The following is a 26,664-nucleotide window of genomic DNA, read 5'->3' on the forward strand; positions in this document are numbered from 1 at the left end:
TGATTGTGTACCCGTTTTGTTCTCATTCGGCAAGGCCGACACCGGAGAATTCGCGCGTCGCGGGCCACGAATCCTCCGGTGTCGCGCCTCAGCGGGCGATGGTCTCCTTCACCGTCTCGACGAGCTGCTTCAGGCTGAAGGGCTTGGGCAGGAAGTTGAAATCCTCGCCGTCGGGCAGGTTCTTGCGGAAGGCGTCCTCGGCGTAGCCCGAGACGAAGATGACCTTGAGGTCGGGGGATTGCTTGCGCAGCTCGCGCAGCAGGGTCGGCCCGTCCATCTCGGGCATCACCACGTCGGAGACGACGAGGTCGATGGTCTCGGTGGTCTCGGCGATGATCCGCAGGGCATCGAGTCCCGAGGCCGCTTCGAGCACGGTGTAGCCGCGGGCCGACAGGGCCCGGCTGTTGACGGCGCGCACCGGGTCCTCGTCCTCCACCAGCAGGATCACGCCCTGGCCGGTATGGTCCGGGGCCGGCTTGCGGGGGGCGGGCTTCTCGCCCTCCGCTCGCGGCCGGTCCGGGGCACCCTTGAGCCGCGTGGCGGCGATGGCGGCGGTCGACTGCGCCGTCGCGGGCGGCAATGCGAGCTCCGGCTCGGGCGCAGGCTCGGCCGTCGGCACGTGGCGCGGGAAGTAGATCCGGAAGGCGGTGCCCTCCCCGACGGTGGAGCGCACGTCGATGGTGCCGCCGCTCTGCTTGACGATGCCGAACACCGTCGAGAGGCCGAGGCCCGTGCCCTTGCCGATCTCCTTGGTCGTGAAGAACGGCTCGAAGATCTTTTCCATGACGTCGGGCGGGATGCCCTGCCCGGTGTCCAGGACCTCGATCAGCACGTGGTCGCCGACCGGCATGCCGAGGCGGTTCTCGCTCGGAACCGCCTCGTCGACGACGTTGGCGGTGCGGATCAGCAGGCGGCCGCCCTCCGGCATCGCGTCGCGCGCGTTCACCGCGAGGTTCACGATCACCTGCTCGAACTGGTTCACGTCGGCCTTGATCGGCCAGATGTCGCGCCCGTGCTTCAGGTCGAGGTCCACCCGCTCGCCGAGCAGGCGCTTGAGCAGGAGCGTCAGGTCCGACAGGGCCTCGCCGACGCTCATCACCTCCGGGCGCAGGGTCTGGCGCCGCGAGAAGGCGAGCAGCTGGCGCACCAGGCTCGCGGCCCGGTTCGCGTTCTGCTTGATCTGCATGATGTCCTGGAAGGCCGGATCGGTCGGCCGATGGCTGGCCAGGAGCAGGTCCGAGTAGCCGATGATCGCCTGGAGCACGTTGTTGAAATCGTGGGCGATGCCGCCGGCGAGCTGGCCCACCGTGTCCATCTTCTGCGCCTGCGCCACCTGCTGCTCGAGCTGTCGCTGGGCGGTGGTGTCGAGGGCGTAGAGGATGACCCGCTCGCGATCGCTCTGCTCGGCCTCGTCTCCCCGGCCGCCGGCGGGCTCGCCGCCCGCCGGGCTCAGCCAGACGCGGGCCGACCGGTTGCCGGGACCCGAGAGCGCGATCTCGATGGGCTGCACTTCGACGAGGCCGGCGGCGGCCTTGCCCAGGGCCGCCTCGAGGCCGGCGCGATCGCGCTCGGCGATCGCATCCCACATGGTGGGCTCGCCCTGGAGGTCGTTGCGCCCGTCGGGCAGGGCCTGCCGCGGCAGCCCGCCGAACAGCCGGGCGAACGAGGCGTTGGCCCGGGCGATGTGGCCGCTCTGGTCGAGGGTCGCGATGGCGATGGGGCTGTTGTTCAGGAAGCGCGCGAGCCGCACCTCGGCGACGCGCTGCGGCTCGTCGCTCTCGGCCCCGGCCGAGCGGTTGAGCACGAAGGTGCGCGACGGGCCGGGCCGTCCGTCCTGGCCGAAGGCGACCCGGTGGTACAGGCGCGCCGGCAGCGGATGGCCGTTGCGGCGGCGCAGGTCGAGGTCGAAGCGATCGGTCCGGACCTCGCCCGGCAGGCCCTCGGAGGCGGTCAGGACGTCGGCACCGGGGGCGATCTCGGGCAGCCGCAATCCGCCGGAGCCGACCGTCGCCAGGTCGTAGCCGAGCCAGGCCGCCAGGGTCGCGTTCATGTAGACGATCGCGCCGGTCGGATCGATCGAGAGGAAGCCGGCCGGAGCGTGGTCGAGATAGTCGATCGCGTGCTGGAGTTCCTGGAAGACGTTCTCCTGGCGCTCGCGCTCGTGGGTGATGTCGCTCACCGTCCAGAGGGTCGCGGGGCGCCGCGGCCGCTCGATCGGGCGCACGCTGATGCGGAACCAGGCGAAGGCGCGCTCGGCCGCGCTGCCCGGAGGCGGCGCCATCCGGATCTCCTCGGCATGCCCGAGGCCGTCGCGGGAGGCTTGGGCAAGGCGATAGACCGCCTCCGACACCTCCGGCGAGCCGACGAAGACCCGCTCCACCGGGCGCAGGCTGGCGAAGGTCTCGCCGCCGGCGATGCGCAGGTACGATTCGTTGGCGTAGATCAGGCGCCCGCCCTCCTCGACCACGATCGCGCCCTCGGGCGCGGCGTCGACGATGGCCTTGGTGATGTCGTCCCGCGTGGTCTGCCCGGCGAACTGGATCGCCCCGATGGCGAGGGCGAAGAGGCAGAACACGCCCGCCATGGCGAGGAGCGCCAGCAGCCCGAGGATCAGCGGCTGCGCCTGCTCGCTCGCGACGAAGGACAGGCCCACGGCGGCGCCGACGAGCAGGCCTGCCAGCACGAGGAGCAGCCCGACGCGCCCGGGCCGCTCGGAACGATCGATCGCGTTCGACGCGGGCTTCCCGTGTCCGCTGAACTCAACCATCCGCCGCCGACCCACCCCTGAAGCCCATCCGGTTAGCGCCTCGCTTTCGCTCGCAGCAAGGGCAAACCGGCGTATGTTGCCGAGAATTCTCACGAAAGAGGGTGCATAAAGCGTGGCGAGCGCAAGCGCCAATCTTCACGCGCGCCTCCTCAGGCGGCCCGCCGGCGCAGGCGCATCACGTAGCCAATGACTTCGGCCACGGCGCGGTAATGCTCCGCCGGGATTTCCGCGTCGATCTCCACGGTGGCGTGGAGGGCCCGCGCCAGGGGCGGGTTCTCGAGGATCGGGACGTCGTGCTCCTTGGCCACCGCACGGATCTTGAGCGCGAGCGAGTCGACGCCCTTGGCCACGCAGACGGGGGCCGTCATGCCGGCCTCGTAGCGCAGGGCGACCGCGTAGTGCGTCGGATTGGTGACGATCACGGTGGCGGTGGGCACGGCGGCCATCATGCGCTTCTTCACGCGCTGGGCGCGGATCTGCTTCATACGGCCCTTCACCTCGGGACTGCCCTCGCTCTCCTTGTGCTCCTGCTTCATCTCTTCCTTCGACATGCGCAGGCGCTGGCGCCAGCGGAAGCGCTGGTAGACGGCGTCGCCCAGCGCGATGGCGATGAACACCGCGAGCATGCCCGCCATCATCTTCAGGGCCAGCGTCAGGATCGCGGCCAGGACGGCGCTCGGGTCGAGGCGGGCGAACACCTCCATCCGGTCGCGCTCGCCCCACAGGATGGTTCCGGCCACGACCCCGACCATGCCGAGCTTGGCCAGTCCCTTCACGAACTGGAACAGGGCCTCCATCCCGAAAACGCGCTTGACGCCGGCCATCGGCGAGACCCGGTCCCATTTCGGGCCGAGCGCTTCGGTGCTGAAGACGAACGGATGCTGGATGAGACCGGCGGCCAGGCCCGCGACCAGGACGAGACCCACTGGTATACAGAGGGCTTGGGCGCAGATGATCAGCGTGCGCAATCCCATCTCGGAATAGGCCGCCGGGTCGGCAGGGACCGCAGAGGCGTTCATCAGGAAGCCGCGCAGGCTCGCCACCAAGTCCTTGGCGATCATGCCCGAGGCCATCAGCAGCGCCATGGTGAAGGCGGCCAGGATGAAGAAGGTGTTGATCTCGGGGCTGTTCGGGACGTTGCCCTGCTCGATCGCCTTCTCGATCCGCCGCGGAGTCGGGTCTTCTGTCTTGTCTTCCGGATCGGAATCGTCCGCCACGGCTCAGAACTCCGCGCGGGGGCTCAGCGCCCGGCGAGGTCCGCCAGGTAGCGCCCGATATCGTCGAGAAAGACGCCCATCATCACGCCGAGGCTCCCCAGGAGCAGCAGCATGCCGATCAGCACCGAGGCCGGCACGGCCACGAAGAACACCTGCATCTGCGGCATCAGGCGCGCCAGCACGCCGAGCCCCACGTTGAACAGGATGCCGAAGGCGATGAACGGGGCCGAGATCTGGACGCCGAGGGAGAAGCCGCGCGCGATCGCCTTCAACGCGAGGCTCGCCGCCTCGCCCATGCCCGGGACGCCATCCGGCGGGAGCAGGACATAGCTGCGCCCGATCGCGTCGAGGGCGACGTGGTGCAGGTCGGTCGCCACGATCAGGGTGACGCCGAGAAGCGCCAGGAAGTTGCCGATCGCCGTCTGCTGCCCGCCCTGCGTCGGATCCACGGTCATGGCGTAGGAGAGCCCGAGCTGCTGCGAGATGATCATGCCGGCGGTCTGAAGCGCGGCGAGAACCATCCGCACCGTCAGGCCGAGCACCAGACCGACCAGCAGCTCGCCGATAAGCAGCGCGATCAGGCCCGGCCCCGCGATGGCGCCGCCCTGCATCGGCAGGAGTGGCCGTACCGTGGGAAACAAGATCAGGGAGAGCAGCAGCGCGAAGGCGAGGCGCAGCCGCGGCGAGACCAATTGTTCGCCCACGCCCGGCATCAGCATCACCAGGGTGCCGATGCGCGCGAAGGTGAGAAGAAAGGCCGCCGCGATGCCCGGCAGGAGGAGGTTCATGCCCTGTCATAGCAGGCTTCAGCCGCCGGACACGATGCGGGCCGCGATCCGAGCCATGTAGCTGCCGAGGGCATCGCCCATGAAGGGCAGCATCAAGAGGAGCGTCGCGAACACCGCCACGATCTTGGGCACGTAGATCAGGGTCTGCTCCTGGATCTGTGTCAGGGCCTGGAACAGAGAGACCACGAGGCCCACCACGAGGGCGACCAGCATGATCGGCCCCGCCACCTTGAGGAAGACGAAGATGCCGTCGCGGGCGACGTCGATGATGGCGAGACCGGTCATGGATGGGGTGTCATCTCGCGTCTGGGCGGAAGGCTTGGGTGGGCGCAGACAATTTTCGGGAAAGCGGAATTCTTGCGGACGGGGAAGGCGTCGGAGCGCGGAAGGAAGGTCTCGGACAGCGGTTCCGGGATCGGTGATCCGCAACCGCTCAGATCTGCATCCGCATGATTTCCTCGTAGGCCGAGATCACCCGGTCGCGGACGGCGACGAGAGTCTGGAGGGCGGTCTCGCTCTCGGCCACCGCCGTCACCACGTCGACGACGTTCGCCTTGCCGCCCGCGACGGCGAGCGCCTGACTGTCGGCCTTGCGTCCCGCCTCGCCGACGTTGTCCAGGGTGGAAGTCAGGAGCGATGTGAAGTTCGACCCCGACGCGCCGGTAGCCGGTGCGATCTTCGGAGGACCCTTGGCGCCGATGTTCTGGATCGCCGCGTAGGCGCCGGCGGCGAAGGCGTTGCTGGTCATGACGGCGGACTTTCAGGCGGCGGAACGGCGGTCAGGCCTTGAGGATCTCGAGGGTCTTGGCGACCATGCGGCGGGTGGCGGTGACCATGTTGAGGTTGGCCTCGTAGGAGCGCTGGGCCTCGCGCATGTCCATGTTCTCGATCAGGCCGTTGACGTTGGGCATCGCCACCTCCCCCCTGGCGTTGGCGCTCGGATTGCCCGGGTCGTACTTGGTCCGGAAAGGCGAGTTATCGCGGCGCACCCGTCCTGCTTCGATCAGCGACGCGCCGGTCTCGCGGTCGACCTGCTGGGTGAAGGTTGGGATCTTGCGGCGGTAGGGCTGGCCACCCACGGTGGTCGGCGCGGAATCCGCGTTGGCGATGTTCTCGGCGATGATCCGCATCCGGCTCGATTGAGCCTTCAGGCCCGAGGCGGCGGTGGTGAGGGATTTGAGGAAGTCCATGGCGCGCTCCGTGAGTCGTTGAAGGGCCGCTCAGCGCTTGCCGATAGCGATTTTGATGGTGTCGAGGCTCTTCTGGTAGAGCGACGCGGCCATCTGATAATCCGCCTGGTTGTCGCCGGCCTTCATCATCTCCTCCTCGAGATTGACGCCGTTTCCGCTGGGACGGATCTCGAACCCCTTCACGCGACGCGGATCGGCTCCGGGTCCGTCCGGGCCTCCGCCCAGGGCGATGTGGGACACGTTGGTCACCGCGAGGCTGCTGCTCGTCGTGGCACCCTGCGGCTGCGACAGGACGGGACCGGACCGTCCAAGGTCGGGGCTGGCGAGGTCCCGGGGCTGGAAGCCGGGCAGGTCGGCATTCGCCACGTTCTCGGCCAGCAGCTTCTGGCGCGTCTGGTGCCACTGCATCCGCGTGCGCAGCATGCCGAGAATGGGCAGGTCGGTGACGGACATGGGCTGGACCCTCCCCTCACCCGGAAGAATCTGCCCGGTGGGACCGGCAAAATCTGCCGCCCCCATGGTTAACACCCGGTTAAATCCCGGGTGTCCCCATTCAAAAAGGGACGTCCCTCAGGGAGTCCTCTGCGTCGGTGGCTTCGCCTGTGGGCACTCAGGAGGCGGTGGCCCACTCGGGTTGAGGGGAGCGCACGCGGCGGGCGCGGCGGCAGACCGGGCATCCTCGCTGGGATGGCGAAGGGCGCCTTGGCTCCAGAGAGCGCCGAGGGTGATGGCGGCGGCCAGGAACAGGCCGGCGGCGAGGAAGGGGATCCAACGCGGAACGGTCATCGCCTCATCCCTTCTCGGATGCACCTTGCCGGTCGCGCCAGAGCACATAGGGATGGTCCTCCACCTCCACGGGGTGGTGCTCCACGCGCATCGGTTGGTCGCCCAGGGGCTGGCAGAGTTCGGCGTAGATGCCGGCGCCGAGGAGCCCGTGCCGCTCGCCCTCTTCCGCGCTGTAGGCGAAGTAGGCTTGCTTGATGCCGGCCAAGCGCATGGCCGCATGGCACATCGGGCAGGGACGACCGCTGGCGTAGACGATGCAGCCGTCGAGCTTCGGGCGCCCGAGGCGACGGCTCACCTCCCGGATCGCCACCATCTCGGCGTGGTCGGTGGGATCCTGGGTGATCGCGATGGTGTTGACCGCCCGCGACAGCACTTCGCCATCGCGTACGATCAAGGCGCCGTAGGGGCGCCCGCCCCCGAGAACGTTGTCACGCGCCAACGCGACCGCGTCGCGCAAATGCGCTTGATGCTGGTCTTCCACGGATACCATCTCGCAACACCTCCGGCTGTGCCGCTCATCCAACGCGTCAGGAGCGGTGGCGGGTCCCGTTTCGAGACGAGCCTCGGAGGTGCGCTTGATGGACCGCTAACGGCAGAGGGGCACTGTCACTCCAGGCCGCGTTGCGTATCGGCTTCGCCGTGGAGACACGGCACGCCCCGCCGCTCCGTGATCGGATCGGGCGGCGGGGCGTCCTCACGATCTGCAAGTCCTGCCTGGAGCTGGCGAAATTCGCTTGGCCAAAGGGGCTGTTAACGAAGTTTTAACGTTATTGCCCGTGCTGGCGCCGGACATGATACTGGTTTTTCCAGTGTTGCGTCGGGCCACGAGCCCCAAAAGCGAGAGACCCCGGTCTTGTCATCGTTCTTCAGCTCGGATGGCTCGTTTCCCCTCCAGTTCGCCATCATATTCGTCGTCATCTTCCTCATTCTCGCAGCCGGCGTCTTCCTGGTCCGGCGGCTCGGTGGAAAGGGATCGCCCCTCTCCAGCAAGAATTCTCCCCGCGGCCGCCAGCCGCGCCTCGGCATCGTCGACATCTACGAGCTCGACCGTCAGCGGCAGCTGATCCTGCTGCGGCGCGACAACGTCGAGCACCTGCTTCTCGTGGGCGGCCCCAACGACGTCGTCATCGAGCGCAACATCCTGCGGGGTATGAGCGCCCGGATGGCGTCCGACGAGGCCGCGCTCGACGAGGCGCCCGAGCCGGTGCTGAATACGATGCCGGAGCCGCCGGTGCCCCAGCAGGGTCCGGTCCCCAGCCTGGCGCCGGCCGCCCCACCCGTTGCCCCCTATCGTGAGCCAGCCTTCGAGATGGCGGTGCCACCGCACCGCGCGAATTACGAGGCGGCCCCGCCGCTGGGTGATCGCTCGCGTGCGTCGGCCCCGGAGGCCATGCCGGATGTCTCGGTACCGGAGCCGGCCGCGCCGCGACAGCGCGACTCCCAGCTTGCCCGCGTCATGCGCCGGACGCCGCCCTCCCTGGCGAATTTTGTCCCGGCGGCGATCGCGGACCGCGTCGGCCTACCGGAGCGTGGATCCGAACCCGAAGCCGGTCGCGCCATGCCCGCGGAGCCCGGCGCCGCGCCGGCACCTCCCGTCTCGGCCCCTCCCGTCTCGGCCCCTGCAGCCCGCGGCGTCGATGCCGCGATCCTCTCCGACATGGCACGGCAGCTGGAGGAGGCTCTGCGCAGGCCGGCGGCCGCGGTCCGTCCCGCCATGCCGATTCAGCCTCCCGTGGCTGAGACTGGCATGCCTGAAATGCGGGAAGGGGCGCCTGACGCATCAGAGGCGCGCCCCGCACCCCAGCCGGAGGTGAACCGGGTCCCGCTCCCGGGGGCGCCCGCCATCGATCCCATCGCCGCCGCGATGGCGGCCACCGCCGAGACACCGACATCGAACGAGCGGACGACCGTTGAACCGCAGCCTGCGGTCGACGACGCGCTCTTTGCCGATCGAATCGAGGAGCCGGAGCCCGAGGCTGCGCCGTTGGAATCGCCGTCTTCGCCTCCGCCTGCGCCGATCGAGCCCGACCCGGTGATGCACGCGGTGGTCGCCGATGCGCCGAAGGCCGAAGACACCGCTCCCCCGGCGGTGATCGTAGCGCCACCCTCTCCAGCGCCGACCACACCCCCGCCCCCTCTTGCGCCTGCCCCCGCAAAGGCGCCGGCCAGCCCCAATCCCTTCTCCGTCGAAGAAATCGAAGCGGAGTTCGCGCGGCTGCTTGGGCGGCCCCTCGATCGCAAGCAGTAGCCGGGTCCCGGGGCCATCTCGGATCCGCGCTCGTCCGTAGCGGTGGAGATCGCGTGGGCCCGATCGGGGATGCGGGCCGGGGCGCCAATGCTATGAGGGGCGCGCGGCCGCGTTGCGCCGCGTCGTCCGGAACCGGTATGACCGAACCCCGCTCCTTCCCTTCGAGACGCTTGTGCTTGCCGATCCTGATCGGTTTGGGGCTGGCCGGTGCCGCGACGGCGGTGCAGGCCCAGAGCCTGTCGGTCGATCTCGGCACCGGCGGGGTGACCGAACGGGCCCTCCAGCTCGTTGCGCTCCTCACCGTTCTCGCACTGGCGCCCTCGGTGCTGGTGATGGCCACGTCCTTCACCCGGATCGTCGTGGTGCTATCGATTCTGCGCTCGGCGCTCGGGACCCAGAGCGCCCCGCCGAACGCGGTCGTCACCAGCCTCGCACTCTTTCTGACCGCCTTCGTGATGGCACCCGTCGGGCGCGAGGCCTATCGCACTGGCATCGAGCCGCTGATCGCCGGGCAGATCACGCAAAGTGTCGCCTTCGAGCGCGCCTCGGCGCCCTTCAAGACCTTCATGCTGAAGAACGTCCGCGAGAAAGATCTGAAGCTCTTCCTGGATATGGCGAAGGCACCCGTTCCGGCCGGTCCCGAAGCCGTGGGCCTCGAAGTGGTGACGCCGGCCTTCATGATCTCTGAATTGCGCCGTGCCTTCGAGATCGGTTTCCTGCTGTTCATCCCCTTCCTGATCATCGACCTCGTCGTCGCCTCGATCCTCATGGCCGTCGGCATGATGATGGTGCCACCAGCAACCGTGGCGTTGCCGTTCAAGCTGATCTTCTTCGTTCTCGTCGATGGTTGGACCCTGGTGGCGGGCTCGTTGGTGCAGAGCTACGGGACCTGACGCACCGCCTGTGCTCGTGAACGCGCATGAAAAAGGGCGCCCGAGAGCGCCCTTCCGTGTCGTCAGATGCCGGTTCGAGCGCTCAGCGCTCCAGGTAGCTCTTCAGGGTCGAGATGCGATTGCCGACGAGGCGCACGGCACGCTTCAGGCGATCTTCCGACACTCCGAGACGCGTGGCCATCGCGCTGCGCTGCTGCGTGTCGAAGATGTCGAGGTGGGTCTTTCCGGCGTTGGTATCGAGCGGTTCCGTGAGCATGGGAAGGCCTCTGCTGTGCCGGGCTGGAACGTAAGCCGCACGGGTGATTGGGATTGGAGGCAGAACGTCGCCCAGGCGCGTTTGTTGCGCCCAAAGCAGCAGAATTCGGCGAATCGCTTCAGGCTTTTACGCCGCATGGCCGGTGGGTCGCTGGTTGGCGCTCAGCCGGGCGGAGTCGCACTCGCCAGGGCGTCGGCCCGCGCATCCGTCTCGCGCTTGCCAGGTGCGGGCACGGCACTCTCGGGATAGCGCTTGCGGTATTCCGAGAGGAACGCCTGAAGCGTCTCGGCACTCGTGGCCTTCTGTGCGATCTCGCGGAAGCCCGCGGTGCGGACGGCGTTGGCCTGGGCGAGGAGGGCGAAGGTGCGGGCATCCACGCTCTCGGCCATGGGACCCGCGAATTTGGCGCGCAGGCGCTCGAGACCGAGGGTCTCGCCGGCGAGTCCGTAGGCGATCGCCGCGCGCAGGATATCCGTGCGGGCGGCGTCGTCCAGGGCCACGCGGCGACGCCAGGCATCGCCGACCAGCGCCTCGTGCGCCTCCCCGGCTTCGCGCCAGCGCCGGCCGGTCCACAGGATGTCCGCCCTGAGACGGTCGGCATCCGGCCCCGTCTCGCCCACGATGGTCTCAAGAGCGACGTCGGTGCGGGACAGATCAGACAGGGCCCGCGCCCGTAGCAGCGCCCGCGCCCGGCGCAGATCCTCGGGGAGTTCCGGGAGATAGGTGGCGTCCAAGGTCTGCAGAGCCTGCAGCGGCTTCTCGTCCATGAGCCGGATGGCGGCGAGCCGCGCCGCCGTGCCTGCGCGGCTGGGCCCGGTGAGGCGATGGTCGACCTGATGCTGCAGAAGCTCGCTCGCAGAATCGAGGAGGTCCAACTCCACGAGGCGATCCGACAGCCGGCGGACGATCTCGTCGCCGCGGCGACCCAGCGGAGCGAACTCCTTGAAGTCGAAATACAGCGCCAGCGCCTCGACCCCGGACAGCTTTGAGCTGCGCTCGCCGAGGTAGAGATCCTCGAAGAGGGCCTGGGCCATGTCGTGCACCTCGCGCACCAACGGCGAATCCGTGCCGATGGAATCGGCGCGGCGGGCCGTCATCATCGCTTGGCGCCAGCGTCCTGCTTCGACGTAGAGCTTGGCCAGGGCCGAGAAGGTCCGCGGTTCGAGGTCGCCGCCGTGCCAGGACAGCGCCAGCAACTCCAGGCGCTCGATGGCATCCGCCACCGTGATCTTGCCGGCCGCGTGTCCCAGCACGGTGGCCCTCAGGCGAGCCGAGGCGGCCACCCCCGCCTCTCCGCTCTCGCTGAGACGCTGATAGGCATCGAGGGCGGCCACGGTCTGGCCAGTGACCTCGTCGATCCGGGCGCGCAGCAAGGCCAGACGTTCCTGGGTCGGGCGGTCCGCCGCGCGCGCGGCCGCAACGATCTGGCGGTTGGCCCCGTCCCAGTCTCCGGTCTCGACCGCAGCCTCGGCGGCCGCGGTCCGCAGGAGGGCCTGGAGATCGTCGGGGTACCGGTCGAGCACGCTCGCGGTCGCCCGGAACGAGGTATCCGCGGCGCTCCAGCGGCCTTCAAGGGCTTCGAGATAGCCCTGCCACAGCCGCGCCTCGGGATCGTTCCTCAGGATCTCGACGGCCAGACCCGAGCGCATGTCGGTCGTGCGCCCGATCAGGGCGTTTCCAATCACGGTGAGCATGGGGATGTCGCGCTGGCCGGCCAGGACGGGATCATCGCCGAAGGCGGTCTTGAGCACACCGAGGCCTTCCAGGGAGAGCCGATTGGCGAGCATCGTGCGCGCCAGGACCATCCGAAGCGGTCCACGCGCGGCGCGCGGGGCCTCCGCAGCCGCCTGAAGCTGGTCGCGGATCAACTCGCGGGTGTCGCCGCGCTGCGAGGCCTCCCAGGGGCCCCGGTCCACGGCGAGGTCGCTGAGCGTCGCCAGGGGCGCATCGGCGGGCCGCGCGACGCCGGAGACGGCCATGCCGCTCTCCCGACTGATCGCGACCCCGTCGAGGTCCGGCCGCACGAGGAGGTCGTCCGCCTGCGCCAGGACTGCGACCCCCTGCCGGCTCGGTAGCAACTCGAAGTCGACGAAGACCTGACGCTTCGGAATCCCTGCTGGTTTCGGACCCCGGCCCGTAACCACGGCGATGCGCTCCCCGTCAAGGCTGAGCCAGGAGGAGACCCCCGGGTTCGGAAGGCGCACGCCGACACTGATCCGCCCGGCCGCATCCGTGACACGAATCGCCGAGAGAGCGTCGCTCGCAGACAGGTTCTCGCCGGCCACCAATTCCCACCCGGTGGGAGCCCCGGCAGGACCGATGGGCACGAGGTCCAGCAGCCGGTCGCGCGGAACGGGAAAGCGAAGGGTCACGATCCGACCGGTTCGCGTCGGCGAACCGAGTGGGGCGAGCATGGGATCGCCGGTCGGGACGACGACCGGCTCCGTGGTCTCGAAGACCAGATTGGCGATGCCCGCGCGCTCGAACAAGGCGGCCGGCGGCAGGGTCTGGAATGGGAACGCGAGGCCTGGTCCACTCGGGCGCTGAACCACTTCGGGGGGGGGCGTTGCTGGCGTAGATCCGGACGTTTCCGCGGTTTGGCCCGGCGACCGCTGCGGTGCCTTCTCGGGTTTGGCCTCCGCTGCCCTGCCCCCCGTTGTGTTCGTCTCGGCCGTTTTGGCTTCACCGACGGGCTCAGCGCCCTCCCCCGCCTTTGCAGCCTGCACGGTGGGCTTTGTCTTTTCGGCGGCCTTACGGACCACGTCGATCGTTGCACCGTCCTCGTCGCTGAAGCTTCGGATCTCGTAGCCGTCTGCCGGGGTGACGAGCAGGCGGGCGCCGGTCTCGTCCCCCTCGACCGCCAAGCTCTCGATGGACGGTTTCAAGCGCCCCCTGGTGGCGAGTTCGTCGATCCGCCAAGCCCCCGGAATCATCAGGCGTGTGGCCGGGCCGACGGCCTCGAAGCGCGGTGCGGCAGACGCCGGTGCACGCAGGCTCAGGCGGGTGAGCGTCGGAAGGTGAGCCAGTTCCAGGCGCAGGGTCCTTGGTTCGGCAGGGGGGCGTGCCGCCCGCAGGGCCGCCTCGGCGGACTGGGTCCGCCGGAACAGTTCGGCCACGACCTCCGGCGGCAGGGCTGGCGGCAGACCGCTCCAGTCCTGCGGCAGAAGATCGATGAAGACCTTCTCTCCTGCCTCCTGGACGTTCACGCGGTAGGGGCGTTGCAGCGCAAGCCGTAGGCCCAAGCCGTCGGGATCGCGCCGCACGGCTGAGACGTAGTCCGGCATCTCGGCGGCGACTCGCTCAGGGCCGGCGCTCGCTTTCTCCGAGAAACCCAGGACGAGCACGGACCCGGATGTCCGCGCTTTGACCGAAACCGGGCCATCGAAAGTCAGCACGAGCCGCCCGTAGCGTTCGATCTGCGCGCCCTTGATCGCCGTGAGGCGTGCGGCGGTCGCGTCCGTCCCTCCGCAGAGGGTCGCGGCCACGATCGAGATCGCGGCGAGGCCGGCCCGAAGCCGGCGCCGTCGTGTCGCGATACCGGCATCGAGAGCCATCGCAGGATACGCCAAACCCAAGGGGCGAAGCGACTCGCAGCCGAGCCGATCCGCCTTACGCCGCACTATCCGGTCACTCTCGCCCGTCGAGGCTAACGGGCGCTTAAGACGCAGTGCCGCTTTGTCCGGACCGCTAACGTTTGACGATCAGACCCGGGATCGTCCGGCCGGTCTCGCCGAAATTCTCGGCGGCACGGGTGCAATTGGCGGAAATGTCCTTGGTGTAGATCTCCGTATAAGCCCGGCTGCGCAGGTTCAGGTCACCCTGGGCAAGATCGTCGGGCGCGACACCGAGCCCGGCGACGACGGCATTTAGGCGCTCGGTGTTCGGCTTGAGGTCGCGGCAATAGGTCTCCACGAAGGCCAGCAGGCCGGAAAGCTTGGCCGCGCTGTTCTTCTGGCGCTCCGCCTTGGCCTCGGCGGCCGTCGGCGGGGGGCCGGGCGGCTTCTCGGGCGGTCGTTCCTCCTGGGCCAGCGCCGGGGCTGCCAGGGCTCCGGCTACCATCAGGGTCATCAGGCTTCGGGTCAGCAGGGCCGATCTCTTCATAGGCAAGCTCCTCGGGTTCGGCTCCGCCGTGGTCCGCCTCAGCTCGTCAGCGCGATGGCGCGGGCCAGAGCGTTGGCAAACCCTTCGAGGGGCACCGTGATGGTCACGGGCTCCTTGGCCTCCGGCTTCGTCGCGGAGACCAGCAGGTTCTTGGCGGTCTTCATCGTGTCGGTCGCCAGGGTGGGAAGGCTGATGGGCACGAGGCATCCCTCCTGGCTGCAGGACAGATAGGGCGCGCCCTTGCCGAGCACGGCCTCGTCGAGCTTGAACGAGATGCCGGGCTCGATGGCGAGGCCGAGCGGCATCAGAATGAAGCCCTGCGCGCGCCCATCGTTCGGCGGTCGAATCTCCAACGCGAATTCGCGCCGACCCTTGGCCCCCTGGGCCTGCATGATCGCGCATTCGGTCTTGGCGTTGGCTTCGGCCTTCGCGCAGGTCACGGTCCAGTCGCCATAGACCTCGCTGAGGGAGCTTGCCCCGGTTGGCCAGCTCAATGCGGCGGTCGGAGGCGCGGAGGTGGCGGCCGGGGTCGCCGCGGGCTTTGCCGGAGCCGGCTTCGGCGGGGCTGCCTTGCGCGGTTTCGGCTTGGCCGGCGCCTCGGTGGCGGCCGGAGCGTCGGCGTCCTGCGCAGCGGCGGGGGCCGCGACGGTCAGGGCCAAGCTCAGGGCGGCGAGGATTCGGATCAGGCTGATGGACGGCACGTGCTTGGCTCCCCGAACCCGCGCGGTGGGGATTTCATCCGCTCGGGATGCCTGCCCCTAGTCGGGCGCGGACGAACGCGCAATGGAGGCCCGGACAACCCAGTGGATGACCGTCCGCAAACGTTAGGGAGGTCAGCGCCTGGGCGGGGGCGTCGGTGCGTCGATCGCCGGGAGTTCGTTCGGACCGAGACCGGCCGCGACCGTGGCCGCCGGGCCACCGCCCTGCCCGCGCGCCCGGTTGGCCAGGGCCACGGTGAGCTTCTCCGCGGGCTCCGACTGCATCAGCGCCAGCACCTCGGCCATCTTGCGCGGATTCATCGCTAGGACGATGGGCACGAGGACGTCGAGGTTCAGCCGATCGAACACCCGCGCGGCGTCCTTCGGCTTCATCGTCTCGTACATCGTGACGATGTTCTTCAGCGCGGCCCGCTCGGTTTCGGTCCGCTGCGCGCTGCCCCCCTCGGCCTTGTCCTCACCCTGCTTCAGCGTATCGACGCCCTCCTCCAGCTTGCGCTCGGCGGTACCGATCAGCTGCTCGCGGAGATCGAGCGCCTCGCTGCGCTGCTTGAGGGTATCGCGGCGGGCGGCGAGGCGCTCGAGGATGGCGCGCTCGGACGCCGGCATCGGCTCCGGTGGCGGCGGTGGACGCGGCACCGGCTTCTCGGGTTCCGGACCCGGCTTTTCGGGTTCCTTCGGCGTCACCGAGCCGGTGGTGGACGGGTCGTAGGGTTCGTAATTGGTGCGGGCCCTGGCGAGGACGCGCGCGAACTCCGGCATCGTTGCCCCCGGCTGCGGCTTCGATTCCTCCACCGCGATGGCCGCGACCTTCAGCACCAGGAGCCCGGCCGCCGCCAGGGTCACGGCATCGATCAGGCGCAGTTTCAGCGGCCGCGTCTGACGGAACCGGACGAGGCTGCCGGACCGCTTCCCGGGAGGCGGCTTCGTCACGCGGCCTTGCTCCGCAGGCGGCCGAGGGCGCGCTCGGACATGGCGAGGGCAGCGGCGGCAGCGACTCCGAGGCGCTCACCGTTGGGACTCGACGGTGCGGCCGGTGCGACGCGGACGGGCGGGACCACGCGCTCGAGGTCGCGCGGCTCGGCCAGGGGAGCCGCAGCGGACGTGCGCGCGACCTCGCGGGTCGGAGCGGCCTGGGCGACGATGGAGGCAATACGGGCGATCACCGTCTCGCCCGCCTCCACGTGGGCTGCGAGGTCGGTGGCGTAGCGCTCGGCGGTGCCCAGGCGGTCTGCCAGGGTACGGTCGCATTCATCGAGGGTGGCGCGCAGGCCGACGATCGCCCGCTCGGCGGTGGAGCTCGCCATCACGAGATCGCCGATGGTCTGGCGCAGGGCCGCCTCGTCGGCCTTGAGCTTGGTGATGCGGCCGCTGAGGCGCATCGAGGAGACGATGCTGGCGACCAGCAGGACGGCGACGAGGCCATCGGCCAGGAGGGTGACGAGGAGGCTCATGGCTGGTCGCGTCACCCGTCGTTGCGGTTGTTCATGGAGGCCTCGAAGGCCTGGAGCGTGGTGCGCGACCGGCGCAGGGGCCGGGTGAGCTGCACCGCGATGTTGTCGTCGGTCCGGCCGATCCGGCCCTGGGTGAGGGCCCAGTCTCCGCAGCGGACCGCGATCAGGTCCGAGGGTTTGGTGTCGAACATCAGCGTATCGCCGACCTTGAGCGACAGCACCTTCTTCAGGGGCAGCATCATCTCGTGCAGCACCGCCTCCATGGTCGCGTCGGCCTGCCAGATCTCCGTGGCGAGGTGACTTTCCCAGACGTGGTCGCGGCCGAGCTTCTCGCCCATGAAGCTCTGCATGAGCAGTTCACGGATCGGCTCGATCGTGGCGTAGGGGAACAGGATCTGTAGCAGGCCTCCGCGTCCGTCCATGTCGAGCTTGAGGCTGATCAGGATGGCGGCGTTGGCAGGTCGGGTGATGGTGGCGAAGCGCGGGTTGGTCTCGATCCGGTCGATGGCGAAGCGCACCGGCGAGAGCGGCTGGAACGAGAGTTCGAGGTCCGTGAGGATGATTTCCACCAGGCGCCGCACGAGCTGCATCTCGATCGTCGTGAAGGGACGGCCGTCGAGGCGGGTCGAGGAGCCACCGCGCTTGCCGCCGAGAAGCAGGTCGAGGGTCGAGTAGGCGAGATTGGATTCCACCGTGACGAGGCCGGAATTCTCCCAGGCATCGGCCCGGAAAACACCGAGCAGGGTCGGCAGCGGGATCGCGTTCAGGTAGTCGCCGAAGCGCACCGAGGTGATGTTGTCGAGGGTCACCTCGACGTTGTCCTGGAAGAAGTTGCGCAAGCTGGTCGACAACAACCGGATCATCCGGTCGAAGACGATTTCCAGCATCGGCAGGCGTTCGTACTGAACGACGCCCGAATCGACGATGGCGCGGACGCCGCCGGCCCCGGAGGCCGAGAGCTCGCGCAGAGAGAAGCCGAGGACGCCGTCGATCTCGTCCTGGTTCAGGATGCGGTCGTTGCCGGCGAGCTCGGGGAGATTGTCGGTCTCCCCGTCCTCGATCATCGTCGCCCATTCGGCGGCGACGTCGCTGGCATGGGTGGTGGTGCCCTGCTCGGCGAGGGCCGCGCCCCACTCGTCGGCGAGCGAGGCTTCGCCCCCCTCGCCGTTCTGGGCGATGAGTGCGGCGGCCCAGTCGTCCTCGTCGATCTCGTCTTCCGGTCCGGCCATCAGACTCTCGTCACCTACGAATTCTCAAAACATTTCGGGATGGGGCAGCAGCCTATTGGATCACCACGTCCTTGAAGAGGACCGCCTCGGCCCGGGCCGGGTGGATGGCGACGTTGACCCGACGCAGCAGTTCCTCGCGCAGGCGGGAGATGCCGGCCGATCCGGAGAGGTCGCTCGCGCGCAGTTCGCGCAGGTAAACTTGGAAGGTGTCCTCGATGCGTGGCATCAGCGGCTTCACCTCGCCCTCGACCTTGGCGTCCTTGAGCTCGATCGCGACCTTGATCTTGGCGAAACGCGTCCGGTCCTGGCCCGGCTCGCTGGCCAGATTGACCATCATCTCGCGGACGTCGAGGAAGACGACCGGCTTCTTCACCTCGGCGACCGCTTCGCCGTGGCCGTCGCCCGACTTCTTCTTCAGGAACACGAAACCGCCACCACCCGCCAGCGCCAACACCACGGCGCCGATGATGATGAGCTTCTTCTTGCCGCCTTTCGGGGCTTCGCCCTCGGCCCCCTCCTCACCCTCGGCGGCGGCCTTCTTCGGCTTCTTGGCCATCGGTGGACCTCGGGTCTGCGCAGTGGGGTGAGCGGCACGCGCTCGACGGCATCGACACCCCCGGACGTCGACCCTCGCAAAGGTATCGGGCGAACAAGGTTAACGCGTCGTTAAGGCGGCAAAAGCTGCCGGGTCGGACTTGCCGCGCGGCCGGACGCGGCAATCGCTGCCTTCCCCTCTAGGTTCAATCAAGTCACTGATTAAAAGAAGGAAATCGAGATCATCAGAACTGGCACGGCCCATGCGGATGGTGGTCTATCGTCGCTCGTCGGGGCTGAGAGTGTCATGCAGAACGCATTGTTCGTGGGGGTTTCGAGCCAGGTTGCGCTTCAGCGCGAGCTGGACGTCATCGCCAACAACATGGCCAACATCTCCACCAACGGCTTCAAGGGGCGCAACAGCCGCTTCCAGGAATACCTGATGCCGGTGGCGAGCGCGGATTCGTTTCAGAAGCCGGACCGCCGCGTCTCCTACGTGATCGACCAGGGCACTGCCCTGGACCTTGCCCAGGGGCCGATCGAGCAGACCGGCAATCCCCTTCACGTCGCGGTGCGCGGCGAGGCCTTCCTGGTGGTGCGCACCCCGAACGGCGACCGCTACACCCGCAACGGCGCCTTCGAGACCGATGCGCAGGGCACCCTGGTGACCAGCGACGGTTACCCGGTGCAGGGCGAAGCGGGTCCGATCCAGATCGGCCAGCAGGAGACCGGCGTATCGATCGGCCCGGACGGTACGGTCTCGACCAACCTCGGCATCCGCGGTCGCGTCCGCCTCGTCACCTTCGCCAATCCCCAGGCCCTGACCAACGAGGGGGCGAATCTCTACGCCTCCGCCGCGCAGCCCCAGGCGGCCGGCCTTGCCGGCCGGGTGGAGGCCGGCGCCCTGGAGCGCTCCAACGTGAAGCCCGTGATCGAGATGACGCGGCTCATGGACGTGAACCGCACCTACACCATGGTCTCGGGCGTGATCTCGCGCCTCGACGATCTGCGCGGCACGGCGATCCGCCGTCTCGCCGACGTCGCGTAAGGATCTCCGCAGATGCGCGCCCTCTACGCTGCCGCCACCGGCATGGCGGCCCAGGAACTCAACGTCCAGGTCATCTCGAACAACATCGCGAACCTGCGCACCACCGGCTACAAGCGCCAGCAGCCGCATTTCCAGGATCTGCTCTACCAGAACCTGCGCCGGGCGGGCTCCTCGACCTCGGACCAGAACACCCAGCTGCCCGCGGGCCTCGCCATCGGCTCGGGTGTGAAGACGACGTCGACTGCCCGGGTGATGTCGCAGGGGACGCTGACGAGTACCGAGAAGGAATACGACGTCGCCATCCGTGGCGAGGGCCTGTTCCGGGTGACGCTGCCGGACGGGCGCACGGCCTACACCCGCGACGGCTCGTTCGACCTCTCCGCTCAGGGGCAGCTCGTCACCCGCGACGGCTACCTCGTCGATCCCGGCGTGACGGTACCGAACAACGCGACGTCGGTGACGATCAGCGCCCAGGGAGCGGTCCAAGCGACTGTCCCGGGACAGACCGCGCCGCAGGCCCTGGGCCAGTTCCAGCTCGCCCGCTTCGTCAACAAGGTCGGCCTCGAATCGATCGGCGACAACCTGTTCATCGAGACCGCCGGGTCCGGCCCGGCGATCAACGGCCTGCCGGGTTCGGAAGGGTTCGGCAACCTGCAGCAGAGCTATCTCGAGGAGGCGAACGTCAACGCCGTCACCGAGATCTCGTCGCTGATCGCGGCGCAGCGTGCCTACGAGATGAACTCGAAGGTGGTGACCGCCGCCGACCAGATGCTCTCGACCACCTCCCAGATGTTCCGCAGCTGATCGAGGTCCTGACCATGCATGCCCTCAGACAGATCGCCCCGCGCCGTTCGACCCGGGTCTCGACCTTGAGCGTCGCCATCGTCGGACGCACCCTCCTGGCCGTCCTGGCCTTCTCCGTCCTCACCTTTCAGGTCCTGGCCCAGGAGGCCCGCGTCCCCGCCCAGGAGGCCCGCCCCGCCGGCGCGACCCTGCGCCTGCGCGGCGACGTCACCGCGCGCGGCGACGTGCTCACTCTCGGCGACCTCATCGAGGGGGCCGCGCCGGAGACGGCGCAGCGTCCTCTGTTCCGGGCGCCGGCTCTCGGCGCCACCGGCACGATCCAGGCACGCCGCATTGCCGACGCGGTGGCCGGTCTCGGCCTCGGCCTCGGCCCAGTGGAGACCGGCGGCCGGGTCCAGGTCTCGGTCCAGCGCGCCGCCCGCCGGGTGACCCAGCCGGAGATCGAGGCCGCCCTGAAGCGTGCCCTGGAATCCGGCTACGGCGTCGACCCGCGCAATCTCGCTATCCGCCTCGACGGTGAGGCCCCGACCCTTCTGGCGCCCCTGGACCTGAACGGACAGGCCGTCGCCCTCGACCTCAGCTACGATCCGCGCTCGCGCCGGATCGCCGGCCTGATCACCCTGGGTGAGCGTCAGGCCTCCCTCCGGGTGTCGGGGCAGGTCATGGAGATCCGGGAGGTTGCCGTCCTGGGACGCAGCCTCAATCGCGGCGAGACGATCAACGCGGCCGATCTCACCCTCGAGCGCCGTCCTCGCGAGGCAACGCCGTCGGACGCGCAGGGATCTCTCGGGGATCTCGCCGGACAGGTGGCGCAGCGCAGCCTCAGCGCCGGTGCGATCCTGCGCTCGGGCGACTTTGCGCCGCCCGACCTCGTGGCCCGGGGCGAGGCCGTGACCATCCTGTTCGACTCTCCCGGGCTCAATCTCTCCCTCCGGGGACTGGCCAACGAGGCCGGCCGCCTCGGTGCCATCATCACGGTCACCAACCCGGTCTCGAAGAAGATCCTGTCCGCCACCGTGACCGGACCCGGCCGCGTCTCCGTCGGTCCCGCGCCCCTGGTGCGCCAAGCCAGCGCCGCCCTCGACGGTTCCGCGCTTCAGCGCTGAGCCTCTCCGTCCGCGCCCCCTCTCGGTTTGCCAAAGGTTCGGTCCCGATGACCCACCGCGTCTCCCCCGCCCTCGCCGTCGCACTGCTCTGCACGACCCTCGGCGCCTGCAACACCGCGGACCGTCTGTCCCAGATCGGTGCGACGCCGGCCCTCTCGGCCATCGAGGACCCGACCGCCCAGGCCGGCTACAGGCCGGTGCGCCTGCCGATGCCGGAGGTCCAGCCCGTCTCCTACGCTCCGAACTCCCTGTGGCGGACGGGCTCGCGCGCGTTCTTCAAGGACCAGCGGGCCGCCCGGATCGGCGATCTCGTCACCGTGAAGGTCAACGTCACCGACAAGGCGAACCTGAACAACGAGACCAAGCGGTCGCGCTCGAACGCCGAAGGTTTCGGCCTGCCCAACGCCTTCGGCCTCGAGACCAGCAAAGGGGTGGCGGCGGCCGGGATCAGCCCCGACAAGCTCATCAACGCCACTTCGACGACCTCGAGCGACGGTGCCGGTTCGGTTCAGCGCAACGAGACCGTCACCACCAGCGTCGCGGCTATCGTCACGCAGGTCCTGCCCAACGGAAACCTCGTGGTGGAGGGCAAGCAGGAGATCCGCATCAACTTCGAGGTCCGTGAACTCATCGTCGCGGGCGTGGTCCGGCCCGAAGACATCGAATCGGACAACACCATCGATTCGAGCAAGATCGCCCAGGCCCGGATCGCCTATGGCGGACGCGGCCAGATCACCGATGTGCAGCAGCCGCGCTACGGCCAGCAGCTGGTCGACGTGCTGCTGCCCTTCTGAGGCGCGTCGGGGCCATTCGTCCTTCCGGGCGCGCAGGTCGTTGAATAGCGATCCACCCGGGACCGGGCCTCTCAGTCGTCCCGGTAGACGCGCTCGCGGCGCTCGTGGCGTTCCTGCGCTTCGAGCGACAGCGTCGCGATGGGGCGGGCATCCAGGCGCTTCAGCGAGATTGGCTCGCCGGTCTCCTCGCAATAGCCGTAGGAGCCGTCCTCAAGCCGCGCCAGGGCGGCGTCGATCTTGCCGGTGAGCTTGCGCTGCCGATCTCGCGCCCGCAGCTCGATGGCCCGGTCCGTCTCGGAGGAGGCACGATCCGCCAAGTCGGGGTGATTTTCGTTCTCGGTCTGGAGTGCGACCAGCGTATCCTGGGCCTCACGCAGAATATCGGACTTCCAGCCGAGGAGTTTGCGACGGAAATATTCCCGTTGCCGATCATTCATGAACGGCTCGCTCTCACTCGGTACGTACCCGTCCTCAATCGTGACCTTCGCCATTCGCGCCTCTTGCAGCCGGTCCGCGGCGATCATTTTGCGTGGCTATAATGCAGGGTGCAGGCCACGACAACGCATCGTGATCCCACGCACCGCAATCCTCTCGGATGTTTTGCGCGCTGCGGCAAACACGCAACGGCTGCAACGGCGCCACCAGGGGATGTGCGCTGCAACAGAAGTCTGGCTTTGTCACCCAGAAGCTGTCCTGCGTTAAAATGCAGGTCGGTGTCGCGAAGGGTCAGGAAAGGATCGTCAACCAGGAGCAAGTTGGAGTGGTCAGCGGGAGAACATGGAAAATTCTGTCCTGCAGGGGTCGTAGGGCGTCCGCGCAAAGGCTTTGCAGACTCCTATTGTTCTGAAGCGCAAGGCGATATCTTTAAGAATCGATAACTTTCCGTCTGATGACGCTATTTTTAGCCTCAGAGATTGCGAATAAGGAGAGAGATTAAAGGACAATTTGAGGGGAACTGGTTTCGATGCATGCGGTTCTCCCGGTGCGATGCTGGCGGGACGCTTCGGGTTTTTCGGCCCTGACTCCGCTGGTGATCGCGCCTCTTTCCACAATCGGAAGTTCGGAGATCGCCCCATGGCAGCCAAGGCCAAGACCCTGCACGACGCGTTCTACGAGACTCTCAAGGACGTCTACTACGCCGAGAAGCAATCCGTGCGAGCCCTGAAGAAGTCGGCGAAGGCGGCTGAGCACGCGGAGCTTCGCAGCGCGTTCGAGACCCACGCGGAGGAAAGTGCCGAACAGGTGGAGCGCCTCCAGCAGGTTTTCGAGATCATCGGCAAGCCGGCCCGCGCCAAGACCTGCGAGGCGATGCAGGGCATCACGTCCGAGATGGAGGAGGATCTCGAGGATTTCGGCGATAGCCCGGCGGCCGATGCGGTGCTGGCCGCGTGTGCCCAGGCCGTCGAGCATTACGAGATCGCCCGCTACGGCACCCTGAAGACCTGGGCACGGCAGCTCGGCTACGAGGACGCTGCCAAGCTTCTCGAACAGACCCTTGAGGAGGAGAAGAAGACCGACGCCCTGCTGAGTCAGATCGCCGAGCAGATCAATACCGAGGGCAGCGAGGGCGCTGCCGAATCGGACCAGGCGCCGCGGACCAAGAAGACGAAGGCCTGACATCGGCCCCCGCCCCCGCGCCTCAAGCGGCGCGGGCGGCGGACAGCTTGGCGAGTTCCACCGCGGCCCGCAGCTCTATCTCGGCGATCAATCCGTCGAGACGGGGGTCGCTGCTGGTGCCGCTGCGCTCCGATAGCCGAGCCGCGATGGCCTGCAGGTCACGCGTTGAGACGCGGCCCATGATCAGGGAGGCCTTCAGCCGATCCAGCCCATCGAGCAGGTCGTTGCCGCGTTGGGCCGACCGGCGCCGGCGCTCCTCGGGTGTGTCGGTGTTGCTCTGCAGCGTGAGGATTGCGTCGAGGCCGGCGAGCGATGTCGCCGCGGTGGTGCCCGGCCCACCGGTGCTCGTCGCGGGCCCGGCCACGGAGAAGGCGGGCGCGCTCTCGCTCCGGCGCGGTGCCGCGCTCGGGCCGGTGCTGGCAGTGACGAAGCGGGTATCGACGCGCATGAGGTGAGACCGATCGGGGCGGTGGTCCGCCCGGCAGCGACAGAATCCGGCAGCCTTGGTTAACCGGTCGTAAATGACCCGGCAGAACGTGCCGGGTCGGCATGAAGCGTCCGGGAAATCCGATCGGAAGCTGCGGATATCTTCGAAGAAATCGTTCAAAAACAAGGCATTAGTGAAAACGTTTGGTTGGCATGGTCCTGGCAGACTGGACAGGACCTTCCCGTCGCAAAGTGTGCCATGACCGACACTCCGAACGGCCCCACCCGAATCCGGCACCTCGCCCTCTGCATCCTGGCAGGGTGGGCAATGCTGGTCGGCCAAACGGTCCCCGCCCTCGCCCTGTCGCGGGTCAAGGACCTCGCCAGCGTCGAGGGCGTGCGCCAGAACCAGCTCGTTGGCTACGGCATCGTGGTCGGGCTCAACGGCACCGGCGACACGCTGAACAACATCCCGTTCACGAAGCAGTCCCTCCAGGCGATGCTGGAACGTCTCGGCGTCAACACCCGTGGGGCTACCATGCGCACGCAGAATCTCGCGGCCGTGATGGTCACCGCGAGCCTGCCGCCCTTCGCCACCCAGGGGAATCGCATCGACATCACCGTCTCCTCCCTGGGCGACGCCAAGTCCCTCCAGGGCGGTACGCTCCTGGTCACGCCGCTGCTGGGTGCCGACGGCGAGGTCTACGCCCTGGCGCAGGGGTCGGTGGCGATCGCGGGCTTCTCGGCCGAGGGCGACGCCGCCAAGATCACCCGCGGCGTTCCCACGAACGGGCGCGTGCCGAACGGCGCGATGATCGAGCGCGAGATGGCGTTCAAGATGAACGACATGCGCTCGCTGCGCCTGTCCCTGCGCAATCCCGACTTCACCACCTCGAAGCGCATCGCCGCCGCGATCAACGACTTCATGGGTGCCGATACCGCCGAGCCGACCGACCCGGCCACGGTGACCCTGCAGATCCCCGCCCGCTACACCGGCAACATGATCCGGCTCGTCACCGAGATCGAGCAGCTGAAGGTCGAGCCCGACCAGACCGCGCGGGTCGTCGTCGACGAGCGTTCGGGCATCATCGTGATGGGCCGCGACGTACGGGTCTCCACGGTGGCGATCGCGCAGGGCAACCTGACCGTGACCATCACCGAGCAGCCGCAGGTGAGCCAGCCGGCCCCCCTCTCCAATGGCACCACCACGGTCGTTCCGCGCACCGGCGTCAAGGTCGATACCGGAGACGGCAACAAGCTCGCCCTGGTCAAGGAGGGCGTGACGCTGCGCGAACTCGTCGACGGCCTCAACGCCCTCGGTATCGGCCCTCGCGACCTCATCTCGATCCTGCAGGCGATCAAGGCCGCGGGCGCCCTCCAGGCCGATATCGAGGTGATGTGATGCCTCTCACTGCCCTCTTCCACCTCCAGCCGGAGACCTGATCCCATGCTGTTCGCGCCCCTCGCCGCCAGCGCCGCCCTCGGGGTCGGCAAGGCCATCGTCGGCGACATCGCCAAGACCGTGCAGAGCGCGGTCGGTTCGAGCGCCGGGAGCGCCGCGAAGACGGCAGCCGAAGCCAAGGCCAAGAAGGCCTCGACCGACTTCGAATCGATGTTCCTGGAGCAGTCCCTCGACCGCCTGTCGCAATCCGAGGGCACCGACGGGCCCCTCGGCGAGAACGGTACCGGCGGCGGGGTCTACCGGTCGATGCTGACCAAGGAATATGCCGGCCAGATCGTGAAGAGCGGCGGCGTCGGCATCGCCGACCAGGTGTTCCGTGAGATGATGAAGATGCAGGAGGGTGCCGGTGCAAAGGTCAGCTGACGTCCCGGCACCCCGCGTGTCCGACCGGGCCGGGGCGACGGCCCTGGTCGCGGGGGTGATCGCGAGCCTCGAAGCGCTCGAAAGCGTGCTCGCCCGCGAGAGCGACCACATCCGGGTCGGCCGCCTGCGGGAAGGCCTCGCCGAGAACGAGCGCAAGTCGGCCTTGGCAGCATCCTATTTCCAGGGGCTCGAGGCCACGAAGGCCAACGCCATTGCCCTCGCGCGCTTCGCGCCGGAGGGGATCGCCACCCTCAAGACCGCCCATGCGCGCTTTACCCAGGCCCTCGAAACCAATCAGGCCGTGCTGGCGACGGCCCGATCCGTGTCGGAAAGCCTCGTGAAGACCCTGGCGGACGAGATCGGGCGAAGCCGTACGCCGACGGTCTATGGCCGCCCGTCCCAGGGCCCCTCCCCCTACGGCCGCAGCGGGGTCGCCCGAAGCCAGCCGCTGGTTCTTTCGCGCAGCCTCTGAACACCGGGTCCGCGAAAGCCTTATCGCGCGACGGGAACCCTCGCCGCGCGGCGCGTCAGGGACGTCCATGACCCATGCGGACGAAGGCACGCACCGGCCCGAACTCGGATTCGCTGCGTGTGTCGATCGAGAGCTGCCCCGCCGTGACCGGCGCGGCGCCGTTGCTGCCGACATCGATGCCCCCGACGGCGCGGCCGCTGAGGCGGATGCAGGTTGGTGAGCCGGGCACGCGCACGAAGCCGGCACCCTGCTTCGGGCAGGGCAGAAGTTTTTCCCCCTGAACCTGCGGCCGCAGGCGCTCCGCCGCGCCGGCTCCCGCCCGGAGGCCGGGCAAAATCAGCACCGCCATGGCCAGCACGGTCTGCATCCTGGGGGTCATGACCGGGCTCCCAC

29 protein-coding genes are annotated in these 26,664 nt (G+C 68.5%); 10 read left to right on the forward strand and 19 right to left on the reverse strand.

Annotation, left to right across the window (positions count from 1 at the left end):
• Nucleotides 1–88: 88 nt before the first annotated feature.
• The 8 genes from CRT23_RS16720 to CRT23_RS16755 form a co-directional block, all read right to left on the reverse strand.
• Nucleotides 89–2,767, reverse strand: coding sequence for a PAS domain-containing sensor histidine kinase (locus CRT23_RS16720; protein ID WP_103710574.1), 2,679 nt, complete (start codon nt 2,765–2,767; stop codon nt 89–91).
• Between the two features lie 149 nt (nt 2,768–2,916).
• Nucleotides 2,917–3,984 (reverse strand): flagellar biosynthesis protein FlhB, encoded by a 1,068-nt coding sequence (gene flhB, locus CRT23_RS16725; RefSeq protein WP_103710575.1) that lies wholly within the window; start codon nt 3,982–3,984, stop codon nt 2,917–2,919.
• A gap of 23 nt (nt 3,985–4,007) precedes the next feature.
• A complete protein-coding gene (gene fliR / locus CRT23_RS16730) occupies nt 4,008–4,772 on the reverse strand; it encodes a flagellar biosynthetic protein FliR (protein WP_103710576.1) in 765 nt (254 codons plus the stop codon).
• Between the two features lie 18 nt (nt 4,773–4,790).
• Nucleotides 4,791–5,057 carry a flagellar biosynthesis protein FliQ gene (gene fliQ, locus CRT23_RS16735; RefSeq protein WP_055951296.1) on the reverse strand — a complete coding sequence of 89 codons (267 nt, stop codon included), beginning with the start codon at nt 5,055–5,057 and terminating at the stop codon, nt 4,791–4,793.
• A 148-nt stretch (nt 5,058–5,205) separates the two neighbouring features.
• Nucleotides 5,206–5,520 (reverse strand): flagellar hook-basal body complex protein FliE, encoded by a 315-nt coding sequence (fliE, locus tag CRT23_RS16740; protein WP_055951298.1) that lies wholly within the window; start codon nt 5,518–5,520, stop codon nt 5,206–5,208.
• Between the two features lie 31 nt (nt 5,521–5,551).
• Nucleotides 5,552–5,962 (reverse strand): flagellar basal body rod protein FlgC, encoded by a 411-nt coding sequence (gene flgC, locus CRT23_RS16745; RefSeq protein ID WP_103710577.1) that lies wholly within the window; start codon nt 5,960–5,962, stop codon nt 5,552–5,554.
• 30 nt (nt 5,963–5,992) lie between these two features.
• A complete protein-coding gene (gene flgB / locus CRT23_RS16750; RefSeq protein WP_103710578.1) occupies nt 5,993–6,415 on the reverse strand; it encodes a flagellar basal body rod protein FlgB in 423 nt (140 codons plus the stop codon).
• 337 nt (nt 6,416–6,752) lie between these two features.
• Nucleotides 6,753–7,238, reverse strand: a complete 486-nt coding sequence (locus CRT23_RS16755; protein WP_103710579.1) for a nucleoside deaminase — start codon at nt 7,236–7,238, stop codon at nt 6,753–6,755.
• A 363-nt stretch (nt 7,239–7,601) separates the two neighbouring features.
• Between CRT23_RS16755 and CRT23_RS16760 the strand changes: the two genes are divergently transcribed.
• Together CRT23_RS16760 and fliP are read left to right on the forward strand one after the other, a co-directional pair.
• Nucleotides 7,602–8,996, forward strand: a complete 1,395-nt coding sequence (locus CRT23_RS16760; protein ID WP_103710580.1) for a flagellar biosynthetic protein FliO — start codon at nt 7,602–7,604, stop codon at nt 8,994–8,996.
• A gap of 137 nt (nt 8,997–9,133) precedes the next feature.
• Nucleotides 9,134–9,889: a flagellar type III secretion system pore protein FliP gene (fliP, locus tag CRT23_RS16765; protein ID WP_103710581.1), complete on the forward strand. Its 756-nt coding sequence runs from the start codon at nt 9,134–9,136 to the stop codon at nt 9,887–9,889.
• 82 nt (nt 9,890–9,971) lie between these two features.
• On the opposite strand, the gene CRT23_RS16770 is transcribed toward fliP, so the two are convergent.
• The 8 genes from CRT23_RS16770 to fliL all read right to left on the reverse strand — a co-directional run bounded on the left by CRT23_RS16770 (nt 9,972) and on the right by fliL (nt 18,201).
• Nucleotides 9,972–10,145, reverse strand: a complete 174-nt coding sequence (locus CRT23_RS16770) for a DUF3606 domain-containing protein (protein WP_103710582.1) — start codon at nt 10,143–10,145, stop codon at nt 9,972–9,974.
• A gap of 161 nt (nt 10,146–10,306) precedes the next feature.
• Nucleotides 10,307–13,699, reverse strand: coding sequence for a hypothetical protein (locus CRT23_RS16775; RefSeq protein WP_103710583.1), 3,393 nt, complete (start codon nt 13,697–13,699; stop codon nt 10,307–10,309).
• 133 nt (nt 13,700–13,832) lie between these two features.
• Nucleotides 13,833–14,246, reverse strand: coding sequence for a hypothetical protein (locus CRT23_RS16780; RefSeq protein ID WP_103710584.1), 414 nt, complete (start codon nt 14,244–14,246; stop codon nt 13,833–13,835).
• Between the two features lie 38 nt (nt 14,247–14,284).
• Nucleotides 14,285–14,938, reverse strand: a complete 654-nt coding sequence (locus CRT23_RS16785) for an invasion associated locus B family protein (protein WP_245436310.1) — start codon at nt 14,936–14,938, stop codon at nt 14,285–14,287.
• Nucleotides 14,939–15,079: 141 nt separating this feature from the next.
• Nucleotides 15,080–15,895 (reverse strand): hypothetical protein, encoded by an 816-nt coding sequence (locus CRT23_RS16790; protein ID WP_103710586.1) that lies wholly within the window; start codon nt 15,893–15,895, stop codon nt 15,080–15,082.
• Nucleotides 15,892–16,416, reverse strand: coding sequence for a DUF6468 domain-containing protein (locus CRT23_RS16795; protein ID WP_103710587.1), 525 nt, complete (start codon nt 16,414–16,416; stop codon nt 15,892–15,894). The genes CRT23_RS16790 and CRT23_RS16795 overlap by 4 nt, the downstream gene beginning before the upstream one ends.
• Nucleotides 16,417–16,427: 11 nt before the next feature.
• Nucleotides 16,428–17,645, reverse strand: a complete 1,218-nt coding sequence (gene fliM / locus CRT23_RS16800) for a flagellar motor switch protein FliM (protein ID WP_103710588.1) — start codon at nt 17,643–17,645, stop codon at nt 16,428–16,430.
• 52 nt (nt 17,646–17,697) lie between these two features.
• On the reverse strand, nt 17,698–18,201 hold the full coding sequence (gene fliL / locus CRT23_RS16805) for a flagellar basal body-associated protein FliL (RefSeq protein WP_103710589.1): 504 nt from the start codon (nt 18,199–18,201) through the stop codon (nt 17,698–17,700).
• A 285-nt stretch (nt 18,202–18,486) separates the two neighbouring features.
• Here fliL and flgF point away from each other — a divergent pair, with 285 nt between their 5' ends.
• Genes flgF through flgH form a run of 4 tightly spaced genes read left to right on the forward strand, consistent with a single transcriptional unit; the run spans nt 18,487 to nt 21,931 of the window.
• Nucleotides 18,487–19,227: a flagellar basal-body rod protein FlgF gene (gene flgF / locus CRT23_RS16810; protein WP_055951331.1), complete on the forward strand. Its 741-nt coding sequence runs from the start codon at nt 18,487–18,489 to the stop codon at nt 19,225–19,227.
• A 12-nt stretch (nt 19,228–19,239) separates the two neighbouring features.
• Nucleotides 19,240–20,031: a flagellar basal-body rod protein FlgG gene (gene flgG / locus CRT23_RS16815; RefSeq protein WP_055951334.1), complete on the forward strand. Its 792-nt coding sequence runs from the start codon at nt 19,240–19,242 to the stop codon at nt 20,029–20,031.
• Between the two features lie 14 nt (nt 20,032–20,045).
• Nucleotides 20,046–21,137, forward strand: coding sequence for a flagellar basal body P-ring formation chaperone FlgA (flgA, locus tag CRT23_RS16820; protein ID WP_103710590.1), 1,092 nt, complete (start codon nt 20,046–20,048; stop codon nt 21,135–21,137).
• A 47-nt stretch (nt 21,138–21,184) separates the two neighbouring features.
• Complete coding sequence (gene flgH, locus CRT23_RS16825) at nt 21,185–21,931, forward strand: flagellar basal body L-ring protein FlgH (RefSeq protein WP_103710591.1); 747 nt, start codon at nt 21,185–21,187, stop codon at nt 21,929–21,931.
• A gap of 71 nt (nt 21,932–22,002) precedes the next feature.
• Here flgH and dksA read toward each other — a convergent pair whose 3' ends face one another.
• Entirely contained in the window at nt 22,003–22,422 is a 420-nt protein-coding gene (dksA, locus tag CRT23_RS16830) for an RNA polymerase-binding protein DksA (protein ID WP_055951344.1), read from the reverse strand.
• 583 nt (nt 22,423–23,005) lie between these two features.
• Between dksA and CRT23_RS16835 the strand changes: the two genes are divergently transcribed.
• Entirely contained in the window at nt 23,006–23,548 is a 543-nt protein-coding gene (locus CRT23_RS16835; protein WP_055951347.1) for a ferritin-like domain-containing protein, read from the forward strand.
• Nucleotides 23,549–23,570: 22 nt separating this feature from the next.
• On the opposite strand, the gene CRT23_RS16840 is transcribed toward CRT23_RS16835, so the two are convergent.
• Nucleotides 23,571–23,996, reverse strand: a complete 426-nt coding sequence (locus tag CRT23_RS16840) for a flagellar assembly protein FliX (protein WP_103710592.1) — start codon at nt 23,994–23,996, stop codon at nt 23,571–23,573.
• A gap of 306 nt (nt 23,997–24,302) precedes the next feature.
• Here CRT23_RS16840 and CRT23_RS16845 point away from each other — a divergent pair, with 306 nt between their 5' ends.
• The 3 genes from CRT23_RS16845 to CRT23_RS16855 are packed head-to-tail and all read left to right on the forward strand — an operon-like array spanning nt 24,303 to nt 26,271.
• Entirely contained in the window at nt 24,303–25,376 is a 1,074-nt protein-coding gene (locus CRT23_RS16845) for a flagellar basal body P-ring protein FlgI (protein ID WP_245436312.1), read from the forward strand.
• 45 nt (nt 25,377–25,421) lie between these two features.
• Nucleotides 25,422–25,799 (forward strand): rod-binding protein, encoded by a 378-nt coding sequence (locus tag CRT23_RS16850; RefSeq protein WP_055951355.1) that lies wholly within the window; start codon nt 25,422–25,424, stop codon nt 25,797–25,799.
• On the forward strand, nt 25,783–26,271 hold the full coding sequence (locus CRT23_RS16855) for a hypothetical protein (RefSeq protein ID WP_103710626.1): 489 nt from the start codon (nt 25,783–25,785) through the stop codon (nt 26,269–26,271). Before CRT23_RS16850 ends, CRT23_RS16855 begins: the two co-directional genes overlap by 17 nt.
• Nucleotides 26,272–26,326: 55 nt before the next feature.
• Here CRT23_RS16855 and CRT23_RS16860 read toward each other — a convergent pair whose 3' ends face one another.
• Entirely contained in the window at nt 26,327–26,650 is a 324-nt protein-coding gene (locus CRT23_RS16860; protein WP_146056410.1) for a porin, read from the reverse strand.
• Between the last annotated feature and the right edge of the window lie 14 nt (nt 26,651–26,664).

Source organism: Methylobacterium sp. V23, assembly GCF_002917135.1.
GTDB lineage: Bacteria > Pseudomonadota > Alphaproteobacteria > Rhizobiales > Beijerinckiaceae > Methylobacterium.

What these genes read in the sequence shown, in the direction of transcription:
- CRT23_RS16845 (WP_245436312.1), top strand. Translation starts at nt 24,303, where the DNA reads ATGCTGGTCGGCCAAACGGTCCCCGCCCTCGCCCTGTCGCGGGTCAAG.
- fliR (WP_103710576.1), bottom strand. Translation starts at nt 4,772, where the DNA reads ATGAACCTCCTCCTGCCGGGCATCGCGGCGGCCTTTCTTCTCACCTTC.
- fliP (WP_103710581.1), top strand. Translation starts at nt 9,134, where the DNA reads ATGACCGAACCCCGCTCCTTCCCTTCGAGACGCTTGTGCTTGCCGATC.
- CRT23_RS16720 (WP_103710574.1), bottom strand. Translation starts at nt 2,767, where the DNA reads ATGGTTGAGTTCAGCGGACACGGGAAGCCCGCGTCGAACGCGATCGAT.
- fliL (WP_103710589.1), bottom strand. Translation starts at nt 18,201, where the DNA reads ATGGCCAAGAAGCCGAAGAAGGCCGCCGCCGAGGGTGAGGAGGGGGCC.
- CRT23_RS16775 (WP_103710583.1), bottom strand. Translation starts at nt 13,699, where the DNA reads ATGGCTCTCGATGCCGGTATCGCGACACGACGGCGCCGGCTTCGGGCC.
- flgH (WP_103710591.1), top strand. Translation starts at nt 21,185, where the DNA reads ATGACCCACCGCGTCTCCCCCGCCCTCGCCGTCGCACTGCTCTGCACG.
- dksA (WP_055951344.1), bottom strand. Translation starts at nt 22,422, where the DNA reads ATGGCGAAGGTCACGATTGAGGACGGGTACGTACCGAGTGAGAGCGAG.
- flgC (WP_103710577.1), bottom strand. Translation starts at nt 5,962, where the DNA reads ATGGACTTCCTCAAATCCCTCACCACCGCCGCCTCGGGCCTGAAGGCT.
- CRT23_RS16795 (WP_103710587.1), bottom strand. Translation starts at nt 16,416, where the DNA reads ATGAGCCTCCTCGTCACCCTCCTGGCCGATGGCCTCGTCGCCGTCCTG.
- flgA (WP_103710590.1), top strand. Translation starts at nt 20,046, where the DNA reads ATGCATGCCCTCAGACAGATCGCCCCGCGCCGTTCGACCCGGGTCTCG.
- fliE (WP_055951298.1), bottom strand. Translation starts at nt 5,520, where the DNA reads ATGACCAGCAACGCCTTCGCCGCCGGCGCCTACGCGGCGATCCAGAAC.
- CRT23_RS16860 (WP_146056410.1), bottom strand. Translation starts at nt 26,650, where the DNA reads ATGACCCCCAGGATGCAGACCGTGCTGGCCATGGCGGTGCTGATTTTG.
- fliQ (WP_055951296.1), bottom strand. Translation starts at nt 5,057, where the DNA reads ATGACCGGTCTCGCCATCATCGACGTCGCCCGCGACGGCATCTTCGTC.
- flgB (WP_103710578.1), bottom strand. Translation starts at nt 6,415, where the DNA reads ATGTCCGTCACCGACCTGCCCATTCTCGGCATGCTGCGCACGCGGATG.
- flgF (WP_055951331.1), top strand. Translation starts at nt 18,487, where the DNA reads ATGCAGAACGCATTGTTCGTGGGGGTTTCGAGCCAGGTTGCGCTTCAG.
- CRT23_RS16840 (WP_103710592.1), bottom strand. Translation starts at nt 23,996, where the DNA reads ATGCGCGTCGATACCCGCTTCGTCACTGCCAGCACCGGCCCGAGCGCG.
- fliM (WP_103710588.1), bottom strand. Translation starts at nt 17,645, where the DNA reads ATGGCCGGACCGGAAGACGAGATCGACGAGGACGACTGGGCCGCCGCA.
- CRT23_RS16780 (WP_103710584.1), bottom strand. Translation starts at nt 14,246, where the DNA reads ATGAAGAGATCGGCCCTGCTGACCCGAAGCCTGATGACCCTGATGGTA.
- CRT23_RS16835 (WP_055951347.1), top strand. Translation starts at nt 23,006, where the DNA reads ATGGCAGCCAAGGCCAAGACCCTGCACGACGCGTTCTACGAGACTCTC.
- flgG (WP_055951334.1), top strand. Translation starts at nt 19,240, where the DNA reads ATGCGCGCCCTCTACGCTGCCGCCACCGGCATGGCGGCCCAGGAACTC.
- CRT23_RS16755 (WP_103710579.1), bottom strand. Translation starts at nt 7,238, where the DNA reads ATGGTATCCGTGGAAGACCAGCATCAAGCGCATTTGCGCGACGCGGTC.
- CRT23_RS16850 (WP_055951355.1), top strand. Translation starts at nt 25,422, where the DNA reads ATGCTGTTCGCGCCCCTCGCCGCCAGCGCCGCCCTCGGGGTCGGCAAG.
- CRT23_RS16770 (WP_103710582.1), bottom strand. Translation starts at nt 10,145, where the DNA reads ATGCTCACGGAACCGCTCGATACCAACGCCGGAAAGACCCACCTCGAC.